Annotated in this window: 17 protein-coding genes; 6 read left to right on the top strand and 11 right to left on the bottom strand. The window is 35.9% G+C overall.

Features of this window, described 5'->3' with window-relative positions; all coding sequences use genetic code 11:
- Positions 1-127: 127 nt before the first annotated feature.
- On the bottom strand, positions 128-1,981 hold the full coding sequence (locus tag AB1444_01935; GenBank protein ID MEW6525412.1) for a carbon starvation protein A: 1,854 nt from the start codon (positions 1,979-1,981) through the stop codon (positions 128-130).
- 220 nt (positions 1,982-2,201) lie between these two features.
- Positions 2,202-3,323, bottom strand: coding sequence for a metallophosphoesterase (locus tag AB1444_01930; protein MEW6525411.1), 1,122 nt, complete (start codon positions 3,321-3,323; stop codon positions 2,202-2,204).
- A 174-nt stretch (positions 3,324-3,497) separates the two neighbouring features.
- Between AB1444_01930 and AB1444_01925 the strand changes: the two genes are divergently transcribed.
- The gene (locus AB1444_01925) at positions 3,498-4,208 is read left to right on the top strand and encodes a hypothetical protein (GenBank protein ID MEW6525410.1); all 711 of its coding nucleotides are present in this window, start codon (positions 3,498-3,500) and stop codon (positions 4,206-4,208) included.
- A gap of 76 nt (positions 4,209-4,284) precedes the next feature.
- On the opposite strand, the gene AB1444_01920 is transcribed toward AB1444_01925, so the two are convergent.
- From AB1444_01920 to AB1444_01910, 3 genes are all read right to left on the bottom strand, one after another.
- A complete protein-coding gene (locus AB1444_01920) occupies positions 4,285-4,824 on the bottom strand; it encodes a hypothetical protein (protein ID MEW6525409.1) in 540 nt (179 codons plus the stop codon).
- 88 nt (positions 4,825-4,912) lie between these two features.
- Positions 4,913-5,506 (bottom strand): Maf family protein, encoded by a 594-nt coding sequence (locus AB1444_01915; GenBank protein MEW6525408.1) that lies wholly within the window; start codon positions 5,504-5,506, stop codon positions 4,913-4,915.
- 5 nt (positions 5,507-5,511) lie between these two features.
- Entirely contained in the window at positions 5,512-7,545 is a 2,034-nt protein-coding gene (locus AB1444_01910) for a bifunctional (p)ppGpp synthetase/guanosine-3',5'-bis(diphosphate) 3'-pyrophosphohydrolase (GenBank protein ID MEW6525407.1), read from the bottom strand.
- A gap of 776 nt (positions 7,546-8,321) precedes the next feature.
- Here AB1444_01910 and AB1444_01905 point away from each other — a divergent pair.
- Both AB1444_01905 and AB1444_01900 read left to right on the top strand, forming a co-directional pair.
- The gene (locus AB1444_01905; GenBank protein ID MEW6525406.1) at positions 8,322-8,939 is read left to right on the top strand and encodes an L-threonylcarbamoyladenylate synthase; all 618 of its coding nucleotides are present in this window, start codon (positions 8,322-8,324) and stop codon (positions 8,937-8,939) included.
- 6 nt (positions 8,940-8,945) lie between these two features.
- Complete coding sequence (locus AB1444_01900) at positions 8,946-9,269, top strand: hypothetical protein (GenBank protein ID MEW6525405.1); 324 nt, start codon at positions 8,946-8,948, stop codon at positions 9,267-9,269.
- Here AB1444_01900 and AB1444_01895 read toward each other — a convergent pair.
- The 5 genes from AB1444_01895 to AB1444_01875 all read right to left on the bottom strand — a co-directional run bounded on the left by AB1444_01895 (position 9,266) and on the right by AB1444_01875 (position 14,104).
- A complete protein-coding gene (locus AB1444_01895) occupies positions 9,266-10,915 on the bottom strand; it encodes a radical SAM protein (GenBank protein MEW6525404.1) in 1,650 nt (549 codons plus the stop codon). The two genes, AB1444_01900 and AB1444_01895, sit on opposite strands and share 4 nt — an antisense overlap.
- Positions 10,908-11,438: an HD domain-containing protein gene (locus AB1444_01890; GenBank protein ID MEW6525403.1), complete on the bottom strand. Its 531-nt coding sequence runs from the start codon at positions 11,436-11,438 to the stop codon at positions 10,908-10,910. Before AB1444_01890 ends, AB1444_01895 begins: the two co-directional genes overlap by 8 nt.
- Positions 11,439-11,571: 133 nt before the next feature.
- Complete coding sequence (locus AB1444_01885; GenBank protein MEW6525402.1) at positions 11,572-12,273, bottom strand: DUF6873 family GME fold protein; 702 nt, start codon at positions 12,271-12,273, stop codon at positions 11,572-11,574.
- A complete protein-coding gene (locus AB1444_01880; GenBank protein ID MEW6525401.1) occupies positions 12,270-12,665 on the bottom strand; it encodes a YkvA family protein in 396 nt (131 codons plus the stop codon). The genes AB1444_01885 and AB1444_01880 overlap by 4 nt, the downstream gene beginning before the upstream one ends.
- Before the next feature lie 194 nt (positions 12,666-12,859).
- The gene (locus tag AB1444_01875; protein ID MEW6525400.1) at positions 12,860-14,104 is read right to left on the bottom strand and encodes an HD domain-containing protein; all 1,245 of its coding nucleotides are present in this window, start codon (positions 14,102-14,104) and stop codon (positions 12,860-12,862) included.
- Positions 14,105-14,191: 87 nt separating this feature from the next.
- Between AB1444_01875 and AB1444_01870 the strand changes: the two genes are divergently transcribed.
- The 3 genes from AB1444_01870 to AB1444_01860 all read left to right on the top strand — a co-directional run bounded on the left by AB1444_01870 (position 14,192) and on the right by AB1444_01860 (position 15,323).
- Positions 14,192-14,644 (top strand): hydrogenase 3 maturation endopeptidase HyCI, encoded by a 453-nt coding sequence (locus AB1444_01870; GenBank protein ID MEW6525399.1) that lies wholly within the window; start codon positions 14,192-14,194, stop codon positions 14,642-14,644.
- A 203-nt stretch (positions 14,645-14,847) separates the two neighbouring features.
- Positions 14,848-15,123 carry a hypothetical protein gene (locus tag AB1444_01865; protein ID MEW6525398.1) on the top strand — a complete coding sequence of 92 codons (276 nt, stop codon included), beginning with the start codon at positions 14,848-14,850 and terminating at the stop codon, positions 15,121-15,123.
- A complete protein-coding gene (locus AB1444_01860; protein MEW6525397.1) occupies positions 15,120-15,323 on the top strand; it encodes a hypothetical protein in 204 nt (67 codons plus the stop codon). Before AB1444_01865 ends, AB1444_01860 begins: the two co-directional genes overlap by 4 nt.
- 103 nt (positions 15,324-15,426) lie before the next feature.
- On the opposite strand, the gene AB1444_01855 is transcribed toward AB1444_01860, so the two are convergent.
- Complete coding sequence (locus tag AB1444_01855) at positions 15,427-15,567, bottom strand: hypothetical protein (protein MEW6525396.1); 141 nt, start codon at positions 15,565-15,567, stop codon at positions 15,427-15,429.
- Positions 15,568-15,913 lie beyond the last annotated feature (346 nt).

The raw sequence follows: 15,913 nt of genomic DNA, 5'->3' as shown, positions 1-15,913 counted from the left end.
TATTCTTCATCGGGAAGAGATCGCGTGTTACTGGTGTAGATCTGGTTGCAGAACACACATCGATGCCTGCAACCAGAATGTGGTATAAAGAAAGGTATTGTTACATGTTTTTTGGGCATGTAATCATTTAATCACTCATTTTTGGAAATTCTTTTGAATACTGTGATGGCTGTCCTTTACTGTTTTCAATGGGGCGTTTTCCGGTAATAAATCCATACCATTTATACACAGAATCCAATACGATAAACAAAGCTAAAAGAATCATCAGCCCTAGTAAAACAATGTTAATCATAAAACTATATGAGTCAGGTTGTGATGAAAGTGCTTTAGGAATATATTCAACTATGAGTGTTATGCCTGCGGTAAATGTGGTGCTGAGCATAAAAAGCATTGGTACCAGTGTGACCCATATGTATTTAACCTTATTCATTTTAATAATGACGGTTGTACCAATGCATAATGCTAACATGGCTAAAAGCTGATTTGCTGTGCCAAACATTCGCCATATTGTTTGTACAGAACCCGTGTAAATAAAATAGCCCCAAGCTATAACAACAAGCAAACTTGCAATAATATTACCTGAAAGTGACCGTAATTCACCAAATGGTTTATATACATAGCCACCCAATTCCTGAACCACATACCGTGCAACACGGGTACCCGCATCAATGGTGGTTAAAATAAAAAGTGCTTCAAACATGATGGCAAACTGATACAGGTATGCCATCAAATGGCTTAAGAAAGGTATAGATGAAAAAATATACGCCATACCAACCGCAAGTGAAACAGCACCACCAGGGCGGCCTGCTAAATCAATGCCAACAAGTTTTGACAGGTCATTGATTTTGTCTACCGGGAATCCCATCTGAGCAAGTGTATCAAATGAAAGGTGAGTGTTGATTGCAAGGTAATCACCAGGAATAAGCACTGCAGCAGCAATAAGTGCCATCATTGATACAAATCCTTCAGTAAGCATGGCACCGTAACCAATGGGAAGTGCATACTTTTCGTTTTCTATCATCTTGGGGGTGGTTCCGGATGAAATAAGTGAGTGAAATCCTGAAATTGCACCGCAGGCTATGGTAATAAATACAAATGGGAAAAGCTTGCCGGGTATAATTGGTCCATTGCCATGAATAAATTGTGTAAGCGCGGGAAGATGCAAATCAGGATGTACTGCAACCACACCAATGGCAAGAAGCAGTATGACGCCAATTTTCATAAATGAGGATAAATAATCACGAGGGGCAAGAAGGAGCCATACTGGCAACACGCTTGCTATAAAGCCATAGACGGCAAGGGCTATCGCTAAATTATGCTGATTTAATGTAAACAGTCCTTCAATGCTTGTTCCAAGAATATGCCTGCCATAAATTACGGTTATAAGGAGCAACACTATTCCAATAAGTGATGTTTCAAGAACTTTTTCGGGGCGTATGGATTTCATATATACACCCATAAACAGTGCAATAGGGATGGTCATTGCTATGATGAAGGTGCCCCATGGATTATTGTACAAAGAATTAACTACAACAAGGCCAAGACCGGCGATAGCAACTATTAAAATAAACAATACTGCAAATAAAGCTGCAAGCCCGGTCACCGGCCCAATTTCCTCTTTAGCAATCTCAGCCAGTGATTTACCATCTTTGCGGATTGATGCAACAAGTATCACCATGTCATGTACGCCACCGGCAACTACTGAGCCTATCAGTATCCAAAGAAATCCAGGTAGATATCCAAACTGTGCAGCAAGTACCGGACCAATTAATGGACCTGCACCTGCTATTGCAGCAAAGTGATGTCCAAACAGTACCCATTTATTTGTGGGATAGTAGTTGGTGTTATCGTTCAATCTATAGGCTGGTGTAACACGAGTTTCATCAAGTGATAGCACTTTGGCAGCTAAAAAAGCACCATAAAAGCGGTATGCCAACATATAGAATGTGGCAGCTGCAGTAACTATCCACAATGCATTAATTTTTTCCTGAGGATTGTAAATCTGTGTGACTATAGCAAAGGATAGGGCAAATAATAATGATATTAAAATCCAGAAAGCAATTTTTAAAAGCTTCTTCATAGTATATCTCCTGATGAAGAAAATTTTATGTGCTAACGGTAGACACCTGTTTCAACTTTGTGTCAAGAGATTTTAGTAAAAAAATAATATAAACGTAGTCCAACAATGGTGATAAAGTCTTTTATTTAAAATATACGTTAAATATGACTATCTCGGGATAGCTGTTGGTGCGTATTGGTGGGCCCCATGTACCATATCCACTTGATACATACACATGAGCATTATGTATGACTGTGTATCCCCAGCTGATTTCATAAAGTTTTTTTGTGATATAGTTAAATGGGAATAATTGACCATGATGTGAGTGGCCAGACAGAAGAAGGTCAACAGGGTATGATGCAGTTTTTGAAATTGCAAATGGCTGATGATCAATGACTATCACCGGTTTAGATGTATCAACCTTTTGTATGAGTTCTTTCAAGGGCAGGCGCTTCAAACCTGTAAATGCAAATTTGCTTCTGTCATCACGCCCTATTATCTGAATATCGCCAATGGTATATACTTCATCCCGTAAAACTTTAATAGTATGATCTTTGATGTAATTAATAGCATTCTGTATCCCCCCAATATATTCATGATTTCCAGGTACCGCAATTACGCCGTATCTGGCTTTAAGCTTGACTAAAAGCTCACCTAAATTGTTTTCAATAACGGGCTTAATATCTTCATCCAGTATATCACCCCCAAAGATAATAATATCCGGTTGTATAGCATTGATGTAGTTTACCAGTTTCTGCAATCGTGAATTTGCTATGATTGATCCTAAGTGGATATCACTGGCATAGGCAATTTTCAGGTGCTTTATTGATGAAGGCTTATCAATATGTATGGTTATTTCCTTTACGTGAGGTGTTCGGGCATTAATAAATCCTGCAGATACGATAACTATACTTACAATAATGACTATGTAGTAGGCTGTCTTTTGAATATTAACTGATTTTGTAAACAGATGCACTATTCCCTGGATACTATCGCCAATAATGAACCCAAAAAATAAGTATATAAAAACACCTAACCAGAGTGCCCCAATCCAGATGAGGAAATCACTGGCTGCACAAACGGTATAGCGTTCAAGTATTCTACCAACCAGAAACGAAAGAGCAAGGATGCTTATAAACGATGCAGTCAAAATTTTATACTGATGGGGTACCAGTTTTTGTATGCGGTGCAGCACGTAAAAATTTGCTGCACAATAGATTATCAGAATTGCTGTGAAGATGATATAAAACATTGAACTTCGCATAGAGATGATTCCGTAATTATGATATATGCTAATATTAGCACAGGTTATGTATTATGTATAAAATTAAACACTTAAAATAGTAATAAAATATTTTTTTGTTATTGACTTCAACATTTATTTGAAATACAATAAATAGTGAAAGGGTATGAAAATCATAACAGTGGGGTTATCATTATGAAACACAAAAATATACATTTTGTTTTATTTATTCTGGTACTTATCCTCTGCATGTATGGCACATATCTTTATTCCCAGCAAATATTTAAAAGCAATGAATTTATACAAACTGATATATCGCCAGACCGGTTGCAGTTTATGCCTGTTACTGAAGATTTTAGAAATTATTTTGTTTTGCAGTGTATAGGCAATACAGTATCAGTGTTAATAGGCGACTTTACCGGCAGTGAAAAACTTATTAGCCTTACAAAAGACAAAAATGGTGATGGAAAGGCTGATGAAGTATATGAATATTTTCCTGAAATAAAAAAGCTGACTACTCCTTTAAAACCAACAACAGGGTTTTATAAAAATATTGATGAGTTAAAAAAAGAAATTCTATATGGTGATATCTTCACAGTAAATTATTCATATAAAATGTATTCTTTGCCATTACTCAAGGCTAAACTTAAAACTGGCAGGGATGTATATCGTTTTAAACATGGATATTCGGTTAAAATGTATGACCCTGATGCGCCAACAACAATTGCTGGCGAGTTTTTCTTTGGCAAAAATGAAGGGAAATATGACCTGATTTTTACCACGTACTATTACAAGCTCTACCGAACTAAAATATCACCGCCAGTGAGTTATTCGGTATACTGTAAAGATACAACAGATAAATATATAGCAGATATAGTTGAAGATCTTTTAAAAATGGTAGAATAAATAGTTTATTTGTATAATAAAAAAGGGGTGCCTTTTGGACGCCCCTTTTTTTATTAATATTTATGTAAAATTTGTATTATTTTTCTCCCTGCCGTGATCGTATAGCATCAACCATTTTTACAAATAATTCATAAAAATCCTGTAATTCATCATTTTTTCGCAAAGGACGGGGATTTGGTATATTGCCTTTGATAATGTCATTAAAATAGTTTGACATAACATAGATAGGCCCTGCAATCTTGTGTGTTTTGCGGATCAATACAAAATAGAGTATTATTCCCTGCAAGATGACAAATGCAATAATGATGATTAATAGAATGTTGTTTAATTCAATGATTTTCTTTATCGTGTTAATGTTGTTTACATGGTCATTAGCAATATTCTGTATTGCTAATTTCTGGTCCGAATCGTGTGGAGATTGTGAATATGCAATAAGTGCTTCAACTATATTATCCTGGATTTGAATGATATGAATAAGACGCTTATTGTTTGCTGCAGCGTTGACGCCTATAGCAGCAATTATTATAGCAACTATGACAAAAACAATAGCAATGACAGAAAATGTGGTCTTAAGCTGAAATTTTTTGTTTATGATGTATTGTTTTCTCTGCTTCATAGTATAGTACCTTTTTTTTAAATTTTTAAAATTCAATGAATATAAATAATAATCTGTTTTTTTAATATGTCAATCTTAAAATTTTAAATTATTGAAAAAGTTTTTGTATTATATCCATATCAGCTATCATCCTGAAAAAGCAACGTAATGGGAAGCCAATAACATTGGTAATTGATCCAATAGTTTTTTCTATGATCATGGTACCATATTCTTGCGCTGCATATGCACCGGCTTTGTCCTTATAATGTATATGAGATAAGTATGTTGTAATATCGCTTTCATTGAGTTTTTTAAATGTTACCTGTGTTATCTCATAATCATTATGCTGGCGAATATCGTTTTTATTATTATACAGCAAGCTTATTGCTGAAATGACATGATGTGTTCTTCCTGATAATTTTGATAGCATATAATATGCATGGTCAAAGTCAGAAGGTTTTCCTAAAATTTCATTGTCGATAGTTACTATTGTGTCGCAGGTTATGACGAGGGAAGGGTTGGTGAATATCTTTGTGCGTATGGTATTGAGCTTATCACTGGATGCGCGTTGAACAAAATCCAGGGGTTTTTCATAAGAAAGTGGTATTTCTTCAACATCAGGATGAATGATAGTTATGGTATTAAACAAGCTTTGAAGCAGATATTTCCTTCGTGGTGATGAAGAGCCAAGTATAATATTCATATTTTTTATTTAAGAATTACTTTTTCATTAAGCTTGTATACTCTTGTTACATTTTTTATCTGTTTCAAGCGTTTCATAATATCATTAAGATGATGTAAGCTTTTTACTTCAAGAACAAATTTAAGCAATGCCTGATCTTTTGCAACTACGGTAGCTTCCGCTTTGATAATGTTAGTTTTTGTTAAAGATATTTCGTCGGCAACATCCTTCAATAAATTAGTCCTATCCATTGCTTCAACAGCAATCTTGACGGGATAGGTGCTTTCTGACTGCTCCCATTGTATATCTACAAAGCGTTCGCTTTCATTTTGCAACCGTTGTAATGCCGGGCAATTTCTTTTGTGAACGGTAATTCCTCTACCTCTGGTAATAAATCCCACAACATCATCACCGGGAATTGGCTGGCAGCATTGTGAAAGGCGTATCATGACATTATTGGTGCCATCTATGGTTATACCAACCTTCTTTTTGTTGGTATAGCTTTTAAGTTTTACAAGTTCTTTTTCGGGTATGCTGACGCTGGCAATTTTTTCTTTCTTTTCTTTTTCCTTTTCCTCTTTTTCAGCATGTTCGTCTTCAGGTTCTAAGTTCTTTCGTAACCAGTTTCGTATTTTGTATCGGGCATTTGATGATTTGACAAATTTAAGCCATGCAGGTGATGGGTGTCCTTTTTTGCTGGTTAATATCTCAACAATATCTCCGCTTTTCAGCTCAGTTTTAAGAGGAACAAGCTGATTATTGACTTTTGCACCAGTACAGTGATTCCCAATTTCAGTATGGATAAGATATGCAAAATCTACAGGAGTAGAGCCCTTGGCTAATTTTATAATTTTGCCTTTAGGAGTGAAGACAAAAATTTCGTCTTCATATAGGTCCATCTTGAGTTCTTTTATAAATTCACGGGTGTCATTGATTTCATTCTGCCATTCATGAATGTTATTAAGAATTGTAATATTTTTATATTTGGGCTTGAATGATTTAATGCCTTCTTTATACAACCAGTGAGCAGCAATCCCCATTTCTGCAGTGGCATGCATATCCCATGTTCTAATCTGGATTTCTAAGGGATGACCATCTGGCCCAATTACTGTTGTATGTAATGATTGGTACATGTTTGACTTTGGTACAGCAATATAATCCTTAAACCGCGAAGGAATGGGAGTCCATATCGTATGAACAATCCCTAAAATGCCATAGCAATCTTTTACTTCATTGGTAATAATTCTGATAGCCCTGAGATCAAAGATATCGTCAAATGTTCTTCCGTGTTGAAGCTTTTTAAAGATTGAATAGTGATGTTTAATCCTGCCCTGAATCTGAGCTTCAATATTGAGTTCTTTTAATCGTTGTTGCAACACATTACGTATTGAATCAATGAATGCTTCCAGTTCACTTCTTCGTGATTTTATATGCTCTACAATAGCATTATAGTCATCAGGATATAATACTCTGAATGCCAGATCTTCCAGTTCACTACGAATTTTAGACATACCCAGGCGCCCCGCTAAGGGTGCATAGATATCCAGTACTTCCTGCGCAATATATTTTTGTTTATATTCAGGCTGGAACATAATAGTGCGCATGTTGTGCAGTTTGTCGGCTAATTTAATAATAATGACACGGGCATCCTGAATAGTTGCTAGTAGCATCTTACGCAGTGTTTCAGCCTGTTCCTTTTGTTTTGTATGTTTTTTTAATGAAGATATTTTTGTTACACCATCAACAAGTGTTGCCACCTCTTCGCCAAACAGTTCTTTGACTTTATCTAAGTTGATTGGAGTATCTTCTACAACATCATGAAGTAATGCTGCAATAATAGTGGTTTCATCCATTTTAAGATTGGCAAGTATTATGGCCACTTCCATGGGATGCACAATATATGGTTCGCCAGATAAACGTTGTTGATCTTTATGAGCTTCGTTGGCTATTTCGTATGCTTTTCTGATGTTTTCAATATGTATTTCAGGATTATTGTCCTTAATAACAGATATAAGAGTATCAATATCCCTGCTTTTTATTTTTAAATCTATAGGCGACATGGTTTTATGATATCATGCATATTTAATATTAAAATATTGTACATATACAATAATATAATACAAATATAATAATTTAAAAAGTATTTTTTTAATCACTATTAATTTGTGAATATAAAGTATATTGCAAAATCACCAATTATTCTTAAATGTTAAAATTTGAACAAAATATAATATAGAGGTTGTCTCAAAAGACATCTTCTGCAATGACTTTTGCCATACTGTCATTGCGAGGAACGAAGTGACGAAGCAATCTTGTCTTCTGTGGTATTTAGATTGCTTCACTTCGACAAGTGGTTGCTGAGCTCGTCGAAGCACTCAGTGCAAGCGCTACGCTCGCAATGACTTTGCACCAGCGTCATTGAGAACTCCACGGATTGTTTTGGGACACCCCCTATATTCATTATGAAATTTTTTAAGGAATTATTACTGTCGCAAAATCATAAATTATGTTCTTATTGGTTTTGTTGTATAAAAAAAATAGTTATTCAGTGAATGAAGGTTCCTGTATAAGGTTTTATAGAAACATATAATTAAGACACCTGAAGTCTTTCGTTAATACTATGCAATTATTTTCATAAAAATTCTTTAAGTTTTAAAAAAAATTCCGATGATTATAATGGTTGATAATTACAAGACACTCCTATTCGCACATTTACCGGGTTGAAGGCTTTTGCAGCAGGCACTCCTGCAAAAGCCTTATATTTTATATGCTTCCCACAATCAATACTCTAAATTAAATAAAGAAAATATCCGTTAATTAATGTATAATAATAACTATGATAGTACTCATTAATGAAAATAATCCCCAGAAGCGCTTTATCAAGAAAGCAAAAGAGATTCTTGAGGAAGGGGGTATTATCATTTTCCCTACTGATACTGTGTATGCCTATGGGTGTGATATCAACGATAAACGAGCAATTGAACGGTTATATCATATAAAGCGAATCCCCAAAAATAAACCGCTCAGTTTTATATTTTCAGACATTTCAGAGATTTCTCAGTATGTACGCAATGTTTCAGATCAAGCTTTTAAAATTATGAAAAAAGCTTTTCCAGGACCCTATACGTTTATTTTTCAGGCTTCAAAGTTAGTACCAAAGATTGCCATAACCAACCAAAAGACAATAGGGGTAAGAATTCCAGATAATAATATTGCGCTTGAACTGGTGCAGGCGTTAGGCCATCCAATAATGACAGCTAGTGTCAGCACCAAAGAAGGTGATTATGTCATTGATCCAGTTGATTTAGACAAAGAATATCGCAATGCGGTAGATATGATATTAAGTTGTGGGCCAAAGGCAACTGATCCATCAACTGTTGTTGACTTTTCTGGTGGAGATATAAAGATTGTCCGCAAAGGCAAAGGTGAACTATTTTTTATTGAGGAGGAGTAAGCAACCATGGATGTTGTATTAAGCTTTTTAATGAAACTACTTGCCATTGCTATTTATATAGCCATGGGTGCGCTGGTGTCGTGGATATTTTACAGTTTGAAACGCCGTGATCTGTTTGGTGGATTTATAGGCGGTATGGTCATAGGTGTCATTGGTGCATTGATAGGCGGATTCATTCTTGATAAGCTATTACTTGATATAACAATAAAAATACTGCGATTCCTGGTGTATGATACCGGTGTGAATATTATTGCAGCGTTTATAGGTGGATATGCCGCTGTGTATGTCATGAACAAACTTAATCATGACAAGGAACGCAAACGATATTAAAATCCTTTCGCAATTGCCTGCACAATAATTTCAGGAACGTGTTCTAAATACGGCTTTACATCATTTATGCTTGCAAAGGGGCGATGTACAATAATTGTTGTTGCACCTTTCTTCCCAATGCCTGGTATAGCTTCTAAAGCTTTTTGTGGCAATGTGTTCATCTGTATTGGATATGGAAGGCACAGAAGTGATCGTTCCTGATGGCCAACAACGATGCAATCAACAAAATTAAAAAGCGGTAATACTACAGGAATTTTTGCAGTGATTGCATAACTTCTAATTTCTTTTGCGTACGAGTATCCATGCACACATGACATCACATGCATATGATACAAGACAGTACCAATGGGGAATAGCCGTGTAATCATGGTATGGTCAATTTCGCTTCGAATTTTTTCACGGTAAAAACGGTAACGATTTTCAATCATTGTATTATGTGTTTGTTTTTGTGCGGCGATAGTTCCCGGAAAAGGAAACAAACTGCGTATATTAATCCTTTTTAAAAGCAGTCCTTTATTAAGGATTTCCATAAGCGACTCATAGTTGATTTTAAATGTATCAGCAGTTTCACCAATAAGCCCATGAATAAGATTGATGCCTGGCAAAAGCCTGTGTATACCATTAACAGTTTTACCACCTACATCGTTTATTAATTGAACAACCTGTATAACCTGGTCTTTGTGCAATTTAAGGTTATTCTTTTGAAGGACTGCAGGATCAAATGATTCAACGCCTAATGGCATTGTATCGCCCGGTGTTACTGTATGAGCAATGCAATCAATAATGGCCTGCGATTCTTTTGGAAAATAAAAGATGGTACCTGGATTAGCGTTGTCAATGGTAAGCATACTGATATGCCCTTCATTTGTGCGCTTTTGCAATTCAGTAAAAAGGTTAATAACTGCAGCAGGATTTGGCCGCGGGAAACCGTGAACAAAGTCTTTAAGGTATGATTTATATGCAATAATATCAGCCTGCCTGCCAATTCTGAATCTAAAAATCCCTTGAGCAATAAGTGCATCTATTTCATGTAAGATGTCTTCTTCATCTCTGAAATCAACAGATTGCAGTAACCCTTCAGCACAAAATGAGCAGTGATTGCGGCGTGGGCATCCTCTGTACGTTTCTATCTCACAGATGAGGTTGGGGAATTGTGGATGAAGCTTGACCAGCTTACTGCCGTAAATCGCCCAGCGTGCAAGGTTTGTATAGGTGCGATAGTTATCGGTAACAGGACTATTGCCTGTGGCAACTGTATACGCAAACTGTTCAATATCACCAGTTACCAGTGTTGTATTGGGGAAGTCTTTAACTAAATGAGCTATCATACCACCAATGGCAAATTTTTGCCTATTGTTTATGGCAATAATTTTTGTTATTTCAGAAACAGTTCCTATTTTAAAGCCAAGGTATTTACCAGGAACTATCGCCCCGCCAATTAAAAAAACATAATCAAAATTGTGTGGTAATCTGTATTCGGCCGTGCGCAGTGAATCAATAGTAAGATACACAATTTCATCATCGTATATGCCGGCATCAATAAGTGCACCATACACATAGCGCGGGTAGGGCGAAACAAACGGCGGTACACCAAAACATGCCGGTTCGTCCACATAGCAATCAAGAATGCAGTATAGTTTATTCATGCTGTAATGATGCTATAATCTCTTCCAGAGGTTTTATTAGGTGTCGTTTTAATTTATTTTCAATGGTTAGTATAATATCTTTGTTTTCAAGAATTTTGTTACAGCGTTCTGGTGTTGTGCCATAGCGTTTGATAAGGTCATCTATGCGCTTGTCAATGGTAACAATCTCATGGTGCATAACGCGTTTGTCTGCGTAATACACAATATCTGCTTCATTGAGTGGTGAAGTGGGTGAAGCGTCGCGTAAAAATACATGCTGCCCTACAATATCGGCTATCTCAGGATAGCCCAATGACTCTAAAAGTTCTTTACCCGTAATGTCATGCTTTTCACCGGTTTTCAATGCACGGGATTTAGTGATGTCATGAAGCAGTGCTGCAGCGCATACTAAATCGCGGTTGATAGCAACACTACCATTGAGATGATCAACGATGGCACAGGCAACTTTATGTACCTGCAATGAATGTTCCAGCACATTGGGCAACACGTCATACTGTTGCAATAGCTTTATGCACGTTGTCATATCCGGGATATTCATAGTAGTGGTCTTTTAGATGCTCACGGTAACTGTATACAATTAATATAAAAAATCTTCCCCTATCGATGTGCATATAGTATTGGGATATGCTCTAAATAAATACAAGAGTATGGTATGCTTACGTGTCAATAAAAAAGATAGAGCCAATGTCAATTGCGGGGAGATCTGATAAAAAGGCAATATTTTTATTGTGTTTTGCAATGAAATTCACTATTTCAATGCAATTAGGATGATGGTTTAAATGCCCTGTGAAGTAAATGGTGTCAGAGCACGTACCACTTGCACCACCAATAAAACCGTATCGGTAGCCAGGAAGTTCAATATATCCTGGTTGTATGAGCAGTGAATCAATGCCATTTTTTACGGTAGCAGTGTGAATAGAAATATCGGAGGTAATAATAGCATTTGAGTCAACAATACAGGTTGAGCATTTGGTGTATCCCTGATTTACGTGAATGAGGGGGTCAGAGCATTGGGTTAGAATCTCTTTTATGGAACTATCGGTTACTTTTGAATTATGAAAAGCAATACTTCCTGTATATGCGCAGTTATATGCACAGTCATAAGGGTAGTTTGCCTGCAGGTAGCTTTTACCCGATATTAACGTATATGGTAAGTGCGATAGTACCTGTAAAAAAGTCATTTCTATGCGCGGCTCATAAATGATATTCTTGCCTATGATACACAGCTGGATATCGGGATGTCCTGCAATAGGCCGTTCAACGTACGGGCATAGTGGAATTGTCACCGGTGAAAATCCATTACTTAGTAATCCCGTTATAACAGCCTGAGGTGTGTCAGGATTGATAATAGCAATCATAGTTTGCAAAGCCTGATAATTCCGACAACTATCGCATACATAAAAAAACCTATGCATGCCCATAAAAGAAAAACAAGCACTATTCCCAGCAATATAAATCCCAGTGACTTTTTAAATGCTGAATGCGCCTGCAACTTACATTCTTCATACACTGGTTGTGGAATAGATTGTATTGCTATAAAAAATAAAAAAGGCAGAATTACTGCATCATCTAAATATCCTACAAAGGGGATAAAATCGGGAATAATATCAACCGGGGACAGAGCATATGCTATTGCCAGTACAATGATGATTTTTGACCATAGGGATACTTCTGGATGTTTGATAGCAACCAGCAATGCGCCAATAGTGTCACGGAAATTGAAGAATATGTTTTTAAATTTTCTTTTCATACGTTCTATACGGTAAAACCTTTTAGAAGATGCACAAAAAAATTTCTGGACAAGATTTTAAACAGTATATCAGATACTGAAGTCATTTTGATACAATGATGGTATTATGTGTGGCAACATCATCAGTGTGACCGCTATGAAATTTGTTACAAAAAAATGTAAACAGCCTCAACCCGTAAAGATTACTGTAACAATTAATTAAAATAATCAAATAGCATAATAAAATCCATATCGCCAATGGTCAGGTGCTTTTGTCTGTACTTGTGGTAGATATTTCGTTTTGCTGATTCAAGCGCCTCGGGTTTTATACCATATTTTATGGAAAATGAAGCTTCAAGAAAGGCAGCAAAATCATCACAGGCTTTGAGAATCTGCCCATCCAGGGGATTGAACCTGTCATCATTATACTGCGTATTCAATTCTTCAGGGGATATTCCCATTATTACAGAATCATTGTGCCATACCTTATTTTCAAATTCATCAAAAATATAATAGCGCATTTCGGAATGCCACTTTTCAGGTATGAGTGGGAAAATACGATTATTGGCTTCAATGATTTCGTATTCTTTGATGAGTTCTTCAAGACCTTTTACCGAACGTTTAACCGGTGAAACAATATCACGGGTAAGCACTTCTGGCAGGTCGTGAAAAAGTGAAGCAAAAAAATTATTATATATGCGTTTTGCGCACGCACCCAATTCCCGGGAGCAAAAGTATGAAAGCAGTGCAACTATGAGCATGTGCCCAAGAACTGATGTTTTTGGTATTCGCGGCGTTTGTGCCCATCGCTGCTGAAACCGCAACTGTCCGCATAAATTTATAAACCCGGCAATATTGCGGTGCAAAAGTATCTTCTGTACGCCAGTTAAATCAATATGATATTCAATCTGACTTTCTATCTCATTTTTTGTTTTTTCTATGTCGTATAAAAATTTATTACTCTGGTAAATGATCTGAAATTCCCAGTTAGTAGCTAAGTAATGCGCTGCATGTAATATTTTTTTTTCAAATGGTGCAAATTGTGTATCCTGAAAATACCGTAAAAATGTTTCTTTAAAATTTCCTTTCACAGGGCTAATATCATCGTCAAGTTGTGCAAAAACCCATTCGTTGAGTTCTTTGCCTTTTTCTTTCATTATCTTATGAAAAATGGGCGGTTTAATGTCAGTTACTATCACCCGGTGCAAAAGTTCAACAATCCCACCTTCAATGAGGTGTATCCAGTTTACGCATCCGGGATTTTCTTCTTCCTGAAATTTTGCTATTGTATAGGCAATGATCATCTTGTGTGCCTGTTTGTCAATTTCGGTAAATTCGGTGGGGCGCACGTGGTCATTCCATCGCTGAATGCTTGCTGCCTGAAACAATTTTTCAATTAAGCCTTTTGGTATCATGGGTATATCTCCGGTAACTATCGCATATGAAAATAAAACTTGCATGGTCTTGTAAATGCAAGTAAAATATTGTTGTAGTACAGAGCGATAGTTATCGGTAAAAAAATATGTAGGGGCGATAGTTTCTGTGCAATGGCTATACAGTGTAAAAAACTCATACTGGGAATTGGAAACCATCTGCGAAGTGACGATGCTGCAGGAAGTGTCGTTGCCCGCAAGCTAAAACTATTAGGGCTTGAAGCAATAGATGCAGAGTTTATGCCCGAAAATTACATTAATGTTATACGTAGACATAAACCAGAGAAGATCATTATTGTGGACTCCTGCAATATGGCTCTGACCCCGGGATCTATACGTACTATCCCCATTGACAAAATTCACAGCGGTATAGTAACCACGCACAACATGCCGTTATCAGCCGTTATACAACATCTACTGGAAATAACTGCAAATATCATGTTTATTGGCATACAGCCTGAAAATATAGAAATAGGTGATACTATAAGTGATGTGGTTAATGCAGCTATAGAGCAGGTTGTTACAATGATCAGTAATGAGAATGAGGATAGTATATTAAAGCTTTGACCCTAAAAATATTTTACATTTTATAAAAAAAACCTTGAAAAAATACCGAATGGTTATACTTTATTAAATAGAAGTAGGTACTGCAAATTAATATATTCTTTTTGGGGCATTTTATCATTATGGGTTTGAATGTATAAATGTGTTCAATATATATAAAAGGGTGGGATATATAATTTGCAGAATTCATTAAAAGGGATATTGTTATGAAACAAAAACCACTCAATTTCCAGCAAGCAATCATTGATTTTATGAAGTCTAAAGCCAATCGTATGGAAAAAGAGTTAAATGTGCCGGGTAATTGGTATTTTAATGAAGGCGACGAGCAGGAAATAAAATCCTGGAACAATGAAGAAGCTGCAAAGGTATGGGAAAAGATTAAACACAATATTTTCAAGTTAGATTGTTCGGGTTTGCGCTATGAATTATGCCCGTTTGCCATCATTATGGATATGAACATAATGGATGCTATAAAGCGTTGAAGAATCCTATATGTGTAAAGTGCGGATATGGTAAAAGGCACGGTATATGTATTGGTGAGGAAGGCCATGTTAGCCAGTATAAACAGATATTGCAATCATTTGAAGACTCCCGTATCAGCATGTACAAATTCTTTACCAATGAATATTATACCGAACTCATAGACAAGATTGAAAAGGAAAATGTAAAGGCAATAGCATAGACTGTAAGTTTTGTATGGTACATAATTAAATGAAAAAAGCTGGTTTATGACCAGCTCTTTTCATTTTTTACATCGGAGGTTCTTATGGGTTGCTTTTATGCGTTTATTCTGCTGCTATAAAACTTCTGAAACTGAAGATCTTATTCTTTAAATTTTCGTTCTTTGCAACTAATTCCGAATAAAGATCTTCAACATTTCGCCAGTATGAACAGTTGGTATCTATGCAATATGTGTTAGTTTTCATTGTAATCCTCCTGGTTATATTAAGGATAAATAATGTAATCCAGTAAATTAAATATATACTAAAATACTAAAAAGGCAAGTAAAAAAATAAACCTTCAAAATTTTTTTTGAGTAAATTTACCATAATAACATTTTTCATAAAATTTTAGGTTTAGTGATGCTTAATACAACATATATAAAAACAGGTAAAAGCAGATTAGTTTTATTAAAGAAAAACATTTTTTTATAAATCCATATCATAAAAGACTGTAGGGGTATATAATTCATAATCTTTACATAAAAAAATGTGCTTGGGAACTATTGCTTTTTAAAACACTCTTTTCTTCTCTGTCGAGGGCCATCATATT

This window comes from Spirochaetota bacterium (assembly GCA_040756435.1).
GTDB lineage: Bacteria > Spirochaetota > UBA4802 > UBA4802 > UB4802 > UBA4802.
This window is presented reverse-complemented; position numbering and strand designations above follow the sequence as displayed.

Excerpts from the sequence above, each read along its gene's own strand:
- AB1444_01880 (MEW6525401.1), bottom strand. The coding sequence starts at position 12,665 with ATGAAAAGAAAATTTAAAAACATATTCTTCAATTTCCGTGACACTATT.
- AB1444_01900 (MEW6525405.1), top strand. The coding sequence starts at position 8,946 with ATGGATGTTGTATTAAGCTTTTTAATGAAACTACTTGCCATTGCTATT.
- AB1444_01925 (MEW6525410.1), top strand. The coding sequence starts at position 3,498 with ATGAAACACAAAAATATACATTTTGTTTTATTTATTCTGGTACTTATC.
- AB1444_01910 (MEW6525407.1), bottom strand. The coding sequence starts at position 7,545 with ATGTCGCCTATAGATTTAAAAATAAAAAGCAGGGATATTGATACTCTT.
- AB1444_01915 (MEW6525408.1), bottom strand. The coding sequence starts at position 5,506 with ATGAATATTATACTTGGCTCTTCATCACCACGAAGGAAATATCTGCTT.
- AB1444_01920 (MEW6525409.1), bottom strand. The coding sequence starts at position 4,824 with ATGAAGCAGAGAAAACAATACATCATAAACAAAAAATTTCAGCTTAAG.
- AB1444_01905 (MEW6525406.1), top strand. The coding sequence starts at position 8,322 with ATGATAGTACTCATTAATGAAAATAATCCCCAGAAGCGCTTTATCAAG.
- AB1444_01875 (MEW6525400.1), bottom strand. The coding sequence starts at position 14,104 with ATGCAAGTTTTATTTTCATATGCGATAGTTACCGGAGATATACCCATG.
- AB1444_01870 (MEW6525399.1), top strand. The coding sequence starts at position 14,192 with ATGGCTATACAGTGTAAAAAACTCATACTGGGAATTGGAAACCATCTG.
- AB1444_01865 (MEW6525398.1), top strand. The coding sequence starts at position 14,848 with ATGAAACAAAAACCACTCAATTTCCAGCAAGCAATCATTGATTTTATG.
- AB1444_01930 (MEW6525411.1), bottom strand. The coding sequence starts at position 3,323 with ATGCGAAGTTCAATGTTTTATATCATCTTCACAGCAATTCTGATAATC.
- AB1444_01890 (MEW6525403.1), bottom strand. The coding sequence starts at position 11,438 with ATGACAACGTGCATAAAGCTATTGCAACAGTATGACGTGTTGCCCAAT.
- AB1444_01855 (MEW6525396.1), bottom strand. The coding sequence starts at position 15,567 with ATGAAAACTAACACATATTGCATAGATACCAACTGTTCATACTGGCGA.
- AB1444_01895 (MEW6525404.1), bottom strand. The coding sequence starts at position 10,915 with ATGAATAAACTATACTGCATTCTTGATTGCTATGTGGACGAACCGGCA.
- AB1444_01885 (MEW6525402.1), bottom strand. The coding sequence starts at position 12,273 with ATGATTGCTATTATCAATCCTGACACACCTCAGGCTGTTATAACGGGA.